The organism is Streptomyces sp. WZ.A104 (genome assembly GCF_002382885.1).
In the GTDB taxonomy this organism is placed as follows: domain Bacteria; phylum Actinomycetota; class Actinomycetes; order Streptomycetales; family Streptomycetaceae; genus Streptomyces.
Genome location: NZ_NWVL01000055.1, coordinates 1 through 13642 on the forward strand (window position 1 = coordinate 1; position 13642 = coordinate 13642).

General features: G+C 70.6%; 11 protein-coding genes. 4 read left to right on the forward strand and 7 right to left on the reverse strand.

Going from position 1 to position 13642, the window contains the following annotated elements:
- The 6 genes from CIB93_RS39100 to CIB93_RS25870 form a co-directional block, all read right to left on the reverse strand.
- Window positions 1–2275: hypothetical protein (locus tag CIB93_RS39100; RefSeq protein WP_257002357.1), on the reverse strand; the 2275-nt coding region annotated here is incomplete at its 3' end.
- A complete protein-coding gene (locus tag CIB93_RS25850; RefSeq protein WP_096630241.1) occupies window positions 2265–2558 on the reverse strand; it encodes a hypothetical protein in 294 nt (97 codons plus the stop codon). The genes CIB93_RS25850 and CIB93_RS39100, both read right to left, overlap by 11 nt.
- Window positions 2559–2800: 242 nt before the next feature.
- A complete protein-coding gene (locus tag CIB93_RS25855) occupies window positions 2801–3685 on the reverse strand; it encodes a hypothetical protein (RefSeq protein ID WP_096630242.1) in 885 nt (294 codons plus the stop codon).
- The gene (locus CIB93_RS25860) at window positions 3682–5838 is read right to left on the reverse strand and encodes a hypothetical protein (RefSeq protein ID WP_257002358.1); all 2157 of its coding nucleotides are present in this window, start codon (window positions 5836–5838) and stop codon (window positions 3682–3684) included. Before CIB93_RS25860 ends, CIB93_RS25855 begins: the two co-directional genes overlap by 4 nt.
- Window positions 5835–6788, reverse strand: a complete 954-nt coding sequence (locus CIB93_RS25865) for a hypothetical protein (RefSeq protein WP_096630244.1) — start codon at window positions 6786–6788, stop codon at window positions 5835–5837. Before CIB93_RS25865 ends, CIB93_RS25860 begins: the two co-directional genes overlap by 4 nt.
- Window positions 6789–6945: 157 nt before the next feature.
- Window positions 6946–7602 carry a Crp/Fnr family transcriptional regulator gene (locus CIB93_RS25870; protein WP_096630245.1) on the reverse strand — a complete coding sequence of 219 codons (657 nt, stop codon included), beginning with the start codon at window positions 7600–7602 and terminating at the stop codon, window positions 6946–6948.
- Between the two features lie 202 nt (window positions 7603–7804).
- On the opposite strand from CIB93_RS25870, the gene CIB93_RS25875 reads away from it, so the two are divergent.
- The 3 genes from CIB93_RS25875 to rocD all read left to right on the forward strand — a co-directional run bounded on the left by CIB93_RS25875 (window position 7805) and on the right by rocD (window position 10624).
- On the forward strand, window positions 7805–8335 hold the full coding sequence (locus tag CIB93_RS25875; protein ID WP_096630308.1) for an Lrp/AsnC family transcriptional regulator: 531 nt from the start codon (window positions 7805–7807) through the stop codon (window positions 8333–8335).
- 193 nt (window positions 8336–8528) lie between these two features.
- Window positions 8529–9365, forward strand: coding sequence for a dimethylargininase (ddaH, locus tag CIB93_RS25880; RefSeq protein ID WP_096630310.1), 837 nt, complete (start codon window positions 8529–8531; stop codon window positions 9363–9365).
- Window positions 9365–10624 (forward strand): ornithine--oxo-acid transaminase, encoded by a 1260-nt coding sequence (gene rocD, locus CIB93_RS25885; protein WP_096630254.1) that lies wholly within the window; start codon window positions 9365–9367, stop codon window positions 10622–10624. The genes ddaH and rocD overlap by 1 nt, the downstream gene beginning before the upstream one ends.
- 155 nt (window positions 10625–10779) lie before the next feature.
- On the opposite strand, the gene CIB93_RS25890 is transcribed toward rocD, so the two are convergent.
- Window positions 10780–12126: a lipase family protein gene (locus CIB93_RS25890; protein WP_096630255.1), complete on the reverse strand. Its 1347-nt coding sequence runs from the start codon at window positions 12124–12126 to the stop codon at window positions 10780–10782.
- 901 nt (window positions 12127–13027) lie between these two features.
- Between CIB93_RS25890 and CIB93_RS25895 the strand changes: the two genes are divergently transcribed.
- Window positions 13028–13483 (forward strand): helix-turn-helix domain-containing protein, encoded by a 456-nt coding sequence (locus tag CIB93_RS25895; RefSeq protein ID WP_096630257.1) that lies wholly within the window; start codon window positions 13028–13030, stop codon window positions 13481–13483.
- The last annotated feature ends 159 nt before the right edge of the window (window positions 13484–13642 follow it).

A 13642-nucleotide genomic window follows, 5' to 3' on the forward strand; every position in this document is an offset into this window, starting at 1 on the left:
GCCCCAGGGTGAGGGGGATGCCCGCTGGTTCCGATCCGTCGAAGAGCCGGAGCCGGGGTGTCGGGTCGCTGTCGGCGCAGTGGCGCTCGACGGTGGAGAAGAGTCCGGGGTGAGGGGGAAGGGGCATGGTTCCTCCGGGAGAGTCCGCGTGGTCGATCCGCGTGGTGGAACTGCGTGGTCGAACTGCTTGGTGAATCTGCGTGGTTGATCCGCGTGGTTGATCCGCTTTCAGGGCAGGGGACTTGCTGCGCCACTCGGTGAGCGCCAGGGACGCCAGACCCTTGCCGGGCAGCGTGTCCGGCCCTCTCTCGACGGAGAGGAGCCAGCGCAGGAATCCGGGCTGCCGGGCGGCCACCAGACCGTCGAACAGCTCCTCCGGAGCCCGGCGGCCCCGGTGCTCCGGCCCGTCCGCGCCGCAGCACCAGACGAGCAGGGCGTCACGCATCGCTCCGTAGGTGATCGATTCGTTGAGAGCGTGCCCGGTCAGCTCGACGGCGCCCGACGCCACCTCGGCGTCGCCGGGGATCCGCTCGCTCCACCAGGTGATGTCCGCGCTCGCCATGCCGGGGAAGGCCAGGGCTGCCAGCAGACCGGGGACGCCGCCGCGCTCCTTCCACTCCCGCATCCGGCCGAGGACAGTGGCTCTGGCCCGCGAGTCGCCCGTCGCGAAGAGCTGCACCAGAGCCGTTTCGACGGTGGTGAAGACGGCCGTGTCGTCGTCCGGTCCGCCGGTCGGCGTGTCCATGAGCCGGTGGATCAGGTCCAGCGCGTGCCCGGTGGCGAGCCCTCCCCGGTCCGCGTGGCAGGCGTGCGCTACAGCCTTGCGCAGGGCCGCTTCGGTCTCCGTACTCCACTGTTCAAGCAGATCGCTCGCCGTGCGCGCCGCGGCAGGGTCCCTGACCGCCGCACCCAGGCACCGGGCGGCCACCTCCGGAGCCGCCGGGTACGGTGCCAGCGCCAGGTCGCGCAGGTACTCCAGGGAGCGGCCGAGGGTGGCCGCCGCCATCGAGGCGGCCGCCCGGCCGGCGCGTTCGATCTGGTCGGCCTCGTGTCCGGTCGCCGCGAGCCAGGTGTGCAACTTCGGCAGGAGGTAGGCGTGTTCACGACACAGGACCTCCCACACCGTCTCGGTCACCGCGGGCCGGAAGAAGGACACGGTGTCCGTGCCCGTGTCGGCCTGGCCGGTGCCCGGGGCCCGGTGTGCTCCGAGGGCGCGGAGGATGTCGGGCCAGGGGCGCCGAGGAGGGGGGTCGGCAGGCTTCTGGCCGGAGCCCCACTGGGCGGGATCCTGCCGCCCGGCGGTCCCTGTGACGCTCAGCAGCTCCGCCGCCCGTTCCGCCACGACACCCCAGTGGAGACCGCCGTAGACGCTTACGGAGACCAGGTGGGCGAGGAGAGGCGGTTCGGCCTGGGCGCGGGCGACGATCTCCCGGCCCTCGGCCCGGGCCAGAGCCCGCACCACCTCGGTGCCGGAGGACCCGCCGACGACGCCGAGCCGGATCACGGCTTCCGCCGTCTGCGCGGCACTGCGGGGCGGCAGCCCGTCGGGCAACAGCTGGGCGAACTGGCCGGGCTCCAGCGTACGCAGCCACACGGCGGACGCCTCCTGCTCGGGGCAGCCGTCCGCGAGATGGGCGGCGAAGACCTTCCCCGGGTCCGGCGGGAGGTGGCGCAGGACCGGCACGCCCATGCGGTCCTCCAGGGTTCCGCCGAGTCCGGGGGCGTCGGCGACGACGATGACCAATCGCGCTCCCGCCTCCGCCTCCGCCAACAGGGCCTCCAGCCGGGACAGGTCCCAGGCCCGGAGCTCGAACGGGTCCGGAGGTTCCATCACCAGATAGCCGTGCACGCCCCGGGGCCGCGGTGTCCACCGGGAGAGGTTGACGGCCCCGTCCACCTGGACGACCACGGGCTCCTCCCTGCCGTGGGCCAGCAGGTTGAGGGCGTGGGTCTCCCGCCCGGTGCCCGGTTCACCGATGAGCACGACGATGCCGGAGTCGAGTGCGGCGCGCGCTTCGTCGAACCCGGGCGGCGCCGCGAAGCGACGCCTCACCGCCGCCAGGCGCTTCGCCCGCACGGGGCCCTGCCTCATCGGTCCCGCAGCAGGGCCGCTGTCCGCCGGGGCGGACATGCTCATGCGCTGGTCACCGTGCACCGTGCCGGTGTTGAACGCGCCCTGGGGCGCATAGACCAGCGTGTCCGGCCGGGCGGGAAGGGCCGCGACGACGGCGCCGAGGCCGTCGAGGCCGTCGGCCCGGAAGAGCTCAGAAGTCACCGTCGGCTCCGGGGTCGACGTGGCTGCGGAGCTCGACGGCGGTGATGTGCTGACCGCCGTGCACGGTACCGGTGTTGATGATCCCGCGCTCGGCTTTCAGGACCGTGGCCGGGGGGATGTCCGGCTCCTGGGCCGTATCCGGCGTCTCGCGGGCCGGGTTCGCTGGCTCGGCGGTTTCCCTCGCCCCGGGGAATTCGATGACGTTGCCCTTCCCGTTCCCCTTTCCCTTTCCCTCGTCTGCGTTCTCGATCTCACCCTTACGACAGGTCTCTTCGGATCGCATGTCACCCTTTCGATACGGACGCCCCGGTAACCGATTCAGGCGTCTCCTTCTGGACGCCTTGAGATTCCCGTACATCTGCTTGCGGGTCCGCTCCCGGAACCCGAAAAAACGGTGACCGTGGTCACACCCTGAGATTCTGAGGGACGAGGGGCATAAGCCGAGGGACATAAGCGGGCGGGCGCGCTGCCCGAAGACAGCGCGCCCGCCCATGCATCCGAATATCGAATATATGTCTTCCCGCCTCAGAGAGGAACTCCGGGAACCGGTCGCCCCAGTGCGGACAGGCGGTCGCGCAGAAGGTAGGAGATCTCCTTGCGCTCCTGGTCGGTCAGCGTGCCGAGCAGCGCGGCCAGTTCCTCCTGCCAGTCGGTGCGCGGCGGGACGAGCAGCCGCTCGTGGTCGACGGCCCAGTCCAGCACCTGGCGCACCTGGTCGGGGTGCCTGAGCAACCAGAGGGCTGCCAGCGAGGCCGGTCCGGCACGAAGGGCCTGGAGGCAGAACTCGTACTCGCCGCGTCGGCTGGTCGTCCACGAGTAGCGCACGCCGTCGCCCTCGTCCTGGCCGAGACGCAGTTCCTCGCCGGTCTCCCGGAGCCGTACGTCCAGGACCCGGTAGCTCAGACCAGTCTCTTCCAGGTGTTGCGGCACGCCGAGGTGCTGCATGATCTCAGGGGCTCCGAGTCCGCTGCCCGCCGACTCCTGGGCCTCGGTCAAGTGGCGCAGGACGCTGGTGAGGTGAGCGCGTACCATGTGCCAGCCGTGCAGGGTCTGCGCCCGCACGACCCGTACGGGATCGCGGACCCACCACGCCACCCACAGCTCCACGGACTCCCTGCCGTACACCGTGGGAAGGCCGACGGCCTGGATGTCGACGTGCTCGGTGACGTCGACCCGGAAGACATCGGTGTAACTGCCGCCGATCCCAGGCGCGGCGGATTCGTCGGGCAGCGGAACATAGGCTCCGGTGTCCTCGGTTTCTCCGGGGGCGCCGAGCAGGAAGTAGTCTCCGTCGGCATTCCGGAGCACCAGGGACGAGTCCCGTGCGGCGGACCACCGGTGGCTGAGGATTTCCCGCCAGGGCGGCCTGGACGCTCGATAGTAGAGACGCTCGTTGGACTGGTCGTTCATGCCGCCTCCCCAGGTTCTCCGTGTCCCCCGTGTTCCCTGCGACCCCAGCGCTCTCCGCGTTCTCCGTAACGCCATCTGCCGAGCGCGTCCCGTGCGATTTCCAGCCCTGCCCAGCCGTCGACTCCTTTCTCCTCCATTTCCACGAACAGGCGGAACTCACCGGGTCGCAGGGAACGGGCCAGGGAGGCGAACAGGTTCTCCACCGCCCGGCCCAGCTTTCCGTCCCACTGACCCCATTGGGACCAGTTCAGCAACGCCGCACAGACGGTGCCGAACGAGGCTTCCGTGTTCAGTGCGAGATGAATCGTGTCGGTGATCGCCCGCCCTCCATGGCCCCCCTCGGCGAGATGCCACTGGAACCACCGGGGATACTGCAACAACTGGCCGAAGGTCACCACCAGTTGTTCCGTGTCGGACTGCTCCGCACCCAGCCAGTCGAGAAGATGACCAAATACCCTCTCCTCGTTTCCGGCGCGGAACAGTTGCAGGGTCGCCGCCCGCACCGCCATCAGGACCCGGTCGTCCGCCTCATGGCCCGCCCCGTCGCGAACCGGGCCACCGAGGACCAGGGTGCGCAGGAGTTTCAGGGCTACGGCCGGGCGGGACAGGCCGAACTCCGCGCCGCACGTGTACGCCACCGTGGTCCGCAGCCGGAAGTCGGCCGCCACGCTCCACCGCTGGAGGCGATAGCGCACCTCCGCGGCCAGTACGGGATCCTCGGCCGCGATACCCAGCGCGTGGGCCGCGATGAGTCGGCCGGTCGTGCGCTCGGCCCCGGCCAGAGCTCCGATGTGCCGCAGCGCCCGTCGGCCGCCTCCCCAACTCGCGGCCCGGCCCATCACTTCGCCCACCGGGCGGGTCAGTTCACCGGAGCGGTGCACCTCCCCCAGCCATGCGACCAGCAGATCGGAGAGCTGCCCGTACTCACGCCATACGTGCCGGAGCACCGCTTCGGCCTGCCGGTGCCGGACGAACGTCACCGCTTCCACGCTGTGCGCGTAGGCGCCCTCCGTCCGGATCTCGCGCGTCTGCCGGGCGGCACGGACGGCGTGCAGCAGTTCCGTCAGGGAGCGCCGGAAGACGAAGTCCGGGTTCGGGCGCTCGGCCTTCTCGGCCCCCTGGGCATCCGTCGCCGGAAGCATGGCCGTCAGACGCCCCTGCGACAGCTCCAGCAACCGGTCGGCCTCCTCCCTGACGATCCGGTGGTCCAGGCCCTCGAAGACACAGGCGGCCAGCAGAAAGGCGAGGGCGTCCGGATCACCGCACAACTCCGCTATGAGCTGCGGGACTTCCCGCTCCGCCCGGTAGCTCAGCCGGGCCCGTACGTCGCCGAGGGCGTCCGGATCGCCGTCGGCGGCCACGATGGCCGACACCAGCTCCACCACCTCCGCCGGCACCAGCTCGGGTACCAGCAGGTCCCCCAGCTCATGGCGGTGACCCAGAGCCGCGAGCAGTCGTTCGCGTTCGTGCTGTCCCGGTACCGCCGCCTCGAAGTGGCTGCCGAACACCCGGGCGGGAGGCGGCGGTTCGCACAAGGTGGGGCTGATATGGAGGTCGTGTTCGAGGCGGTGCAGCAGGGCCGCGTCATCGGGCAGCACGATCACCATGCGCGCCTCGGCCTGCTCCAGCAGCGAGCGCACATGGCCGAGGACGCCCGACCCCAGAGGCCGGTTCGGGAACAGCCCGTCCATCAGATATCCGCGCGCCGAGCTGTCGGTGGGCTCCCAGCGGTCCAGCTCGGTGACCCCGTCCAAGGCCCGCAGCGGAGCGTCCTCGCCGCAGGCCTGCCGCAGCAGGTTGAGCGCCGCCGTACGCCGTCCGGAGCCGGGCCGACCGACGAGGAAGAGCGGCCCCGGGCGGAGCTTGCCGAGGGCGGGACCGAACCAGTCCGGCTCCGCGAACCCGAAGGCGGCGGCCCGCACTTCGGCCTTCGGGATGGGTCCCTCGCGCACCGTGGCCGCCCGCCTCCCCCGGCCTTCGCGGGCAGAGGCGTTGCGCACCTGTTGATCGCCGTGGACGGAACCTGCGTTGATGTTTCCGTTCGGCGCGTACACGAACGGCCCCGACGCTCCCGCGACACCTGCGGCCCCGCCGATGGCGTCGATCAAGGCGGCGAAATCCCACTCCGGTGGTGCGCCCGCGTCCGGAGTCACTTCCGCCCCTGCCGCTTGTCCCCGCGCACCTTGTCCCCCTGGAAGCCGCGGACGCGCTTGGCCTTGTTGCCGCCCACGTAGTCCCCGGCAATGTGATCCCCGGCGATGCGGTCCCCGGCGGTACGGGAGTTGTCCACGCTCTGTCCGCCGTGAACGGTGCCGGTGTTGATGTTGCCCCGCGGCGCACTGTTCCTCACGCCGGGGCTCCGCCTGTCGCCGCCCCCGAGCGGACTGGGCGCTTCCGCCACCGGCTCCTGGGCGGTCCCCTCGGGCGCGGGCTCTTCGTAGAGCGGCCCCGAGGGCTGGGGAACGTAGATCCAGGCCTTCTGGGAGAACGGTTTGCCCTCGACCGTCGCGGCGACCTCGACGAAGTGGTCGAGGTGGCGCCCGGTGTACCCGCCGGCCACCGCGTCGTCGTAGCAGCGGGCGGAGAGGATGGCCGCGACATGCGTGATGTTGGCCTTGTGGGAGGCCAGCACCGCCTTGACCGGCCGGGAGTCGAGCAGGCGGTGCGTGTCGTTGCGGGCCGTCCCGTTGCCTCCGAACTCGTCGCCGGTGTCGGGCAGGGGGCCGATGTGCAGGCTGGCCCGGAGCCTGATCGGCGCCGCCCCGTGGGACAGGACGTTGTAGTCGGTCAGCACTTCCTGGAGCGTGAGCAGCAGGGGGTGGACCACGAAGGGCATGAGCGCGGGATCGAACCCGAAGACATACCCGTCGCCGGTCGTGGCGGGGAAGACACGGCTCTCCCAGAGCTCCAGGAGTTCCGCCCTGACCAGCGCGGTCCTGAGGAGTTCGGGGACGACACGGCTGATGGCCTCGTGCTCGATGGCCGGGCGCCCGGTGAAGTCCTTGGCATCGACGGCCAGGATGCCCCGGTAGGGCGGTAGCGGCCGGCTGCGGGTGTACGAACCCGTGATCGCCTGCGGGAGTTGGCTCATGTGCTCGCTCATGTGGCTCCTCCGTGCTCTCTGTGAAGGGCAGCCCGGCGGTTTCGAGCCGGGCTGCGACGCCGTCCACGAAGTGGTCCGGCCTTTCGAGCTTCACAGTGGCCACGCGGTCGTTCCGCTCCGCGGGCACCGACGGGACATGACGCGCGTCACTCCCCGGTCATGCGGCGGCGGGACCGTCGAGTGCCTTCCGCAGACCTTCCACGTCGACCACGCCGACCCGGCTCTTGCCGGCCTGCACCAGCGCGGGCCCGAGCTGCACCAGCGCCTTGCTCACCAACTTGCGCCCCACTCCGATGTGCTGGGCCAGCTCGTCCCTGGTCAGGGAGAAGGAGCGCGCCCCGCCGGAGACCTCGACCAGGCGGAGCAGCGCCATCACCAGGCGTTCGCGTACGTCCCCGTCGTGGACCTCGGTCTGCTCCTTCAGCCGTCGTGTCGCCAGCTCCGCGAGGGGTTCCGCGAGCCGGTGTTCGCGCACGAGGCGCCGGAAATCGTCAGCGGGAATCACGGTGACTTTGCATATGCTCATCGTCTGCACGTCGGCCAGCCTGACATCCCCACGCTGAAGCGCCATCTCCCCCAGGATCTCGCCCGGACCGCGAAAGGCGAGCAGCCGCTTGCGCCCGTCACGGTCGGTGCGCACCACCTTGACCAACCCGCTCACCAGGGCCAGAACTTGTGTTCCCTCGGTACCCTGCCACAGCAGGGTCTCGCCTGCCGGACGATGCCGCACCGGGTAATCGACCAGCCCCGCCCACGCCTCGTCCGACACCAGATCCCGGAGAGACGACACTAAGAAGGAAGAATCTTCGCTCATGCGATCACGCTAGAGCAGCGGAGCTCCGGCCACGTCGGGAATTGCGCACTCCGCACCGGGAGTCGCCCGATGAGGCCGGAACCTTTCCATCACGGCAGGGGCCCACCGCCGTCGGGCACACCGCACACACCGGGCACGAACCGGCAGGATGGGGAGGCAGACAGCCCCCATCCCGGGGCGGCACGAGGGGATGATCGCCCGTATGACCACCAAGCCCACGCCGTTCGACGAGCTCGACCGGAAGATCGTCGCGACCCTGATCGCGAACGCCCGGGCGAGCTTCGCCGAGATCGGCACGGCCATCGGACTGTCGGCCACCGCCGTCAAACGCCGGGTCGACCGGCTGCGCGCCACAGGTGTGATCACGGGGTTCCGGGCCACCGTCCGCCCGGCCGCACTCGGCTGGCGCACCGAGGCGTACATCGAGGTGTACTGCGACGGCGCGGCGCCGCCCAGGCGCCTGGCGGAGGTGGCGCGCAAGTACCCGGAGATCGCGGCGGCCATGACGGTGACCGGGGCCGCCGACGCCCTGCTCCACATCCGGGCCACCGATGTGGAGCACTTCGAGGAGGTGCTGGAGCGGATCCGCAGCGAGCCCTTCATCCGCAAGACGATCAGCTACATGGTGCTGTCCCACCTGCTGCCGGACAGTCCGGAGGCCGGAGCCAGCGAGCCCGCACCGGACACCGGGGCGGGCGCGAGCGGCGGCAGTGACGCAGCGAACCTGCCCTGAGTCGTGTATCTGCGCAGCATTCCTGCGTATGTACGCAGCTCTTCTTTCTTGTCGGGCGTATCAGCCGCTTTCTACGGTGAAGGCATCCCCATCGTCACCGGAGAAGCGGAGGAGCTCTGTGCCCGTAGGAGAAAACTCTGTGCCCGTGGAACGTGGCCCGCTGGGTGATCGCCCGAGCCTCAGGCGCTATCTGATGTGCGAGCCCCGCTATTTCGAGGTGCGCTACGCCATCAACCCGTGGATGGACACCGGCACACCGGTCGATCTCCCTCTCGCCCGTGACCAGTGGCGGACTCTGGTCGAGGCGTACCGGAGCCGTGGCCACACGGTCGAGACGATCGCTCCGGTCGCCGGTCTGCCCGACATGGTGTTCGCGGCGAACGCGGCTCTCACCATGGACGGAAAGGTCTTCGGCTCGTCCTTCCACGCGGCCGAGCGGCGGCCGGAGTCGGCGGCGTACGCGAGATGGTTCAAGGAGGCCGGGTACGACGTGCACCCCTCCCGGTCGGTCTGCGAGGGCGAGGGCGACCTCGTCCCGGCCGGGCGGTACGTGCTGGCGGGAACGGGCTTCCGTACGCACAGCGCCGCGCACCGCGAGGTGCAGGAGTTCTTCGGCAGGCCCGTGATCGGCCTCGACCTGGTGGATCCGCGCTTCTACCACCTGGACACCGCACTGTTCTTCCTCGGCGGGGAGCCGGGCGCGGACGAAGGAACGGGCGAAAGCGCTGGCCGGAGGACAGGCGAGGGAAGCGACGAGGGAAACGTCGCCTACTACCCGGCGGCGTTCTCGCCGGGCAGCCGCGAGGCCCTGCGGCGGCTCTACCCGGACGCGGTGATCGCCACCGAGGAGGACGCGTTGGCGTTCGGCCTCAACTCCGTCTCCGACGGCCGTCACGTCTTCGTCGCGCCGCAGGCCCACGGCCTGATCGATGAGCTCAGCCGCCGAGGCCATGTCCCCGTTCCCGTCGACCTCTCGGAATTCCGCAAGGCCGGCGGGGGCATCAAGTGCTGCACTCTGGAGATCCGCTGATGACCGACACCGGTACCGACACCGCCGCCACTACCTCCGCCACTGTCTCCGCGTCCGAGACGCGCTCCTCGGAGCAGCTGATCCGGGCCGAGGCTCCGGTGCTCGCGCACAACTACCACCCGCTGCCCGTGGTCGTCGCCCGCGCGGAAGGCACCTGGGTCGAGGACGTCGAGGGCCGCCGCTACCTCGACATGCTGGCGGGCTACTCCGCTCTCAACTTCGGCCACCGCCATCCCGCACTCATCGAGGCCGCGCACCGCCAGCTCGACGAACTCACCCTCACCTCACGCGCCTTCCACCACGACCGGCTGGCGGGTTTCGCCGAGCGCCTGGCGGCGTTGACCGGCCTTGAGATGGTGCTGCCGATGAACACCGGCGCCGAGGCCGTGGAGAGCGCGGTCAAAGTCGCCCGCAAGTGGGCGTACGAGGTCAAGGGCGTCTCACCGGACCGGGCGACGATCGTCGTCGCCGACGGCAACTTCCACGGCCGCACCACGACGATCGTGAGCTTCTCGACGGACGAAACGGCCCGCGCCGGCTTCGGGCCCTTCACCCCGGGCTTCCGTGTCGTCCCGTACAACGACCTCGCCGCGCTGGAATCCGCCGTGGACGAGACGACGGCGGCCGTGCTGATCGAGCCCGTCCAGGGTGAGGCCGGGGTCGTCATCCCCGACGACGGCTATCTCACCGGGGTCCGTGAACTGACCCGGCGCGCGGGGTGCCTCTTCATCGCCGACGAGATCCAGTCGGGTCTGGGGCGCACGGGCCGCACGCTGGCCGTCGACCACGAAGGGGTGGTGCCGGACATGCTGCTCCTGGGCAAGGCCCTGGGCGGCGGTATCGTCCCGGTCTCCGCCGTGGTCGCCCGCCGCGATGTGCTCTCCGTGCTCGGGCCCGGTGAGCACGGCTCGACGTTCGGTGGCAACCCGTTGTCGGCGGCGATCGGTTCGGCGGTCCTCGACCTGCTGGCCACCGGCGAGTTCCAGCGGCGCGCCGCCGAGCTGGGCGAGGTACTGGACCGCGGCCTGGCCGCCCTCGTCGGCTCGGGTGTCACGGGCTACCGGGCCCGCGGGCTGTGGGCAGGCGTGGACATCGACCCCGCGATCGGCACGGGCCGGGAGATCAGCGAGCGGCTCCTCGCCGAAGGCGTGCTGGTCAAGGACACCCATGGCTCGACCATACGGCTGGCGCCGCCGCTGACCATCACCGAGGAGGAACTCGGGTCCGCGCTCGCGGCCCTGACGAAGGTGCTGTCGTAGCCGCGAGCCGCGGTGGTCGGCAGTGGGTGCTGTTGTCCCAGCCACGCGGCCCGGCGGTCGGCGGTGGTGCGGTCCCTCGTAGGCCGGGGCCGCACCACCGCCGTACGGTCCGACCCCCGTGCCGAAACGGGCCGCACCACTGCCCTACGGGCCGGTCAGTTCGTGCCGACCGGCTTCTCCGGCTCCAGCGAGTTGCCCGCGGGGATGCGACCGCAACTGGTGGGGGCGGCCTTGCCCGCGAACCGGTCGTCGAGCCAGGCCATCGCGCGCGGTGTCCAGTACGGCATGGCGCCGAAGTGGCTGAGCAGGTTGTACTGCTCGTACTTGATGGATGTGTTGCCGGTGGCGCAGTACTGGTTGGCCAGCGCCCGCACGTCACCGGCCACCATCACACCGTCGCCGCTGCCGATGCCCGCGGGCTTGTTGAACGTTCCCTCCAGCCAACCCGCGTTCCCCTGCCCGATGAAGCCGGGGACGGTCGGGGTGGCGGCCTCGCCGAGGTTGACCTTGTTGACCGCGTCGACGAAGGCGGGAATGGAGTTCGGGTCCTTGTACTCCGGCTTCGCCAGGTCCTTCCAGGTCATCCCCGGGTAGCGCCCCAGCGCATCGATGATCGAGCCGTGTTCGAGCTCGTCGAAGACCGCGATGCCCTTCGGGCTCAGATAGCGCTTGATGTCGATGTCGTAGGCGCGGGATACGCCGATGACCGCCATCGGCAGCACGCCGTTCCACACGAGGGTGCCGTCGACGTACTTCAGATTGTGCGCCGGCGCGACGAGCACGCCCGCTTCGGCGAAGCCGACCAGCTGCTTGTTGACCTCGGGCGCGTACGCGGGGGCCAGGGCCGCCGCCCAGTTGGTGGCGATGGCCCCACCGGAGTAGCCGAGCAGTCCGAACCTGGTCCCGGTGTGCAGACCCGTCCCCGCGGCCCGGGTGCTCGCCCGGATCGAGTCGAGCGTGTTCGTCCCGTACGCGGGACCGGCCGCGAACTCGGCGGTCTGGCCCTCGGTGTCGGGGATGACGAGGTCGTAGCCCTTGAGCAACAGCGGTGCCATGACCAGGGATTCGACGTTGGCGATGATGCCGCCGAGGGTGACTTCGCCCGCGATGGCCCGGGAGGGGCCGTCCTCGGGGTCGAGGGAATCGTAGAACGACTGGTACGAAACGGCCTTGCTGCCGTCGCCGCGGTGACTGCGGACCACCGTGGTCACGTTGGCCGAGGGCCGGCCCTGGGCGTCGGTCGAGCGGTAGAGCAGCTGGATGGCCTTGACCGGCGTCGGGATGCCGAGGACGTGGTAGTCCAGCGTGCGCTTCTTCAACACGTCGCCCGGCTCGTACGAGGACAGCGGCTCACTGCCGTCGTAACGGTAGAAGGGGTCGGACGCCCTGCTGTCGGTCTGTTGCGCGGCTGCGGCAGGCGCGGCCGCGGCCGTCGGCGCCGCGCCGACGGTGAGGGCGGTGACGACGGCGACGGCCAGCAGGCCGGCGGTACTCCGGTTCATGACTCCCCCGGTATCTGAATCTGAGTGAGTGAGGCGGCAAGCCTGGTCGGTGAGGCAACACAGCCTTTACCAAGCGGTAACTTACTGGAGGTAACTTCCCGGCGTACAGATGCGTGCGCGCTCTTCTCGTTCGCATCGACGGACACGGGCCGCGCGGCCGCCCGCCGACGCTTCTCTCCCAGCCCCCGCCCGGCGCTGCCGACACTCCCGACCCGACGGCTGTCGGACGACAGGCGCGGGCGACGGGCGACGGGCGACGGGCGACGGGCGACTATTGACAGGCGAAGCCGAGCTTCCGGCGACCGTCTCAACCGCGCCCCTCGTCGAGGCGGGCCGCCCCGGGATCAACGCCGCCGCCCTGAAATGGGCTCCGCCCCGGTTGCGGGTCGAGCCGGGCCAGCCAGGCTCTCGCACAGTCGGCCGACAACCGTTGCGCCCGGCCGGACCACACATGGCGCGCCACCCGCAAGACGCCGAGGACAGCGAAGACGCCGGAGAGGCCTGAGGCCGAAGAGGCCAAGCGTGCGCCACAACGACCGAACCCGGCGACGCACCCGGGCCCGGCGCCGCGGGCCCGGGCTCCGTCCGATCGCGCCGGTCGGCGAACCGGAAGGCGCCGGGCCCCGCCTCCCCCACCTCGTCACGCGCAGGCCGGGGCGAGTCCGCCCGAGACGGCCACGGCGCTCCGTACCACCGGCCGAGCTCACCCCCGTGAAGCTCAACCCCGGCCCGGCCTGCACCACCACCGCCCCCTCGACACTTCAGTGGCGGCGAGGCGTTGATAACGTACACCAGAGTATCTGTCAGGCGTCAACCAAAGTGTCGCCGGGGCCGACCTTGGGGGCTTCGAGGAACACTGTGGTGGGCAAGGACTCGGCATCATGCCAAGGAGGTCGTTTACGTGGAGGATGACCAGTCGCCCACCTTCGCCCAGCTCCTGGACCACCTCTTCCGTGAGGTGCACCCTCCCTCCCGGGGGCCGTACACCTACGCGGAGGTCGCTGAGGGAATCCGCGAGGCCGCGACCGGAGAGGGCCGCGGGGTGACGGCGAGCGCCATCCAGCAACTACGCACGGGCGCCAAGCGGAACCCGACGCGGCACACCATCAAAGCCCTGGCCGACTTCTTCGGCGTACCGGCGGGCTACTTCGTCGACAGCGCGGCCGCCGAACGCACCAAGGCGGAGATCGGCCTCCTCGCCGCCATGCGCGACCAGGACGTCCGCAAGGTGGCCCTGCGCGCCAACGGCCTGAGCGTCGACAGCCTGAAGATGCTGTCCACCGTGATCGAACAGGCCCGGAAACTCGAAGGGCTCACCACCGACGACAGCTCGCAGGACCTGAACCTGGACGACTGAACCGCGCACCGGGGCGGCGGTCGCACGATCACCGCCCCGGAACGACACCCCCCTGCGGCGCTCATCGCCAGGGGGGTATCAGGCGTTTCCCGGGACAAGCCCGGCATCCTGGTCCGCACGGCACCTCGCGGGCTGCACCCCGCACTCGAAGCAGAGTCG

Bases quoted from the DNA above. Each gene is read 5' to 3' on its own strand.
- rocD (WP_096630254.1), top strand. From the start codon at position 9,365: ATGACCGACACCGGTACCGACACCGCCGCCACTACCTCCGCCACTGTC.
- CIB93_RS25875 (WP_096630308.1), top strand. From the start codon at position 7,805: ATGACCACCAAGCCCACGCCGTTCGACGAGCTCGACCGGAAGATCGTC.
- ddaH (WP_096630310.1), top strand. From the start codon at position 8,529: ATGTGCGAGCCCCGCTATTTCGAGGTGCGCTACGCCATCAACCCGTGG.
- CIB93_RS25865 (WP_096630244.1), bottom strand. From the start codon at position 6,788: ATGAGCGAGCACATGAGCCAACTCCCGCAGGCGATCACGGGTTCGTAC.
- CIB93_RS25855 (WP_096630242.1), bottom strand. From the start codon at position 3,685: ATGAACGACCAGTCCAACGAGCGTCTCTACTATCGAGCGTCCAGGCCG.
- CIB93_RS25870 (WP_096630245.1), bottom strand. From the start codon at position 7,602: ATGAGCGAAGATTCTTCCTTCTTAGTGTCGTCTCTCCGGGATCTGGTG.
- CIB93_RS25850 (WP_096630241.1), bottom strand. From the start codon at position 2,558: ATGCGATCCGAAGAGACCTGTCGTAAGGGTGAGATCGAGAACGCAGAC.
- CIB93_RS25890 (WP_096630255.1), bottom strand. From the start codon at position 12,126: ATGAACCGGAGTACCGCCGGCCTGCTGGCCGTCGCCGTCGTCACCGCC.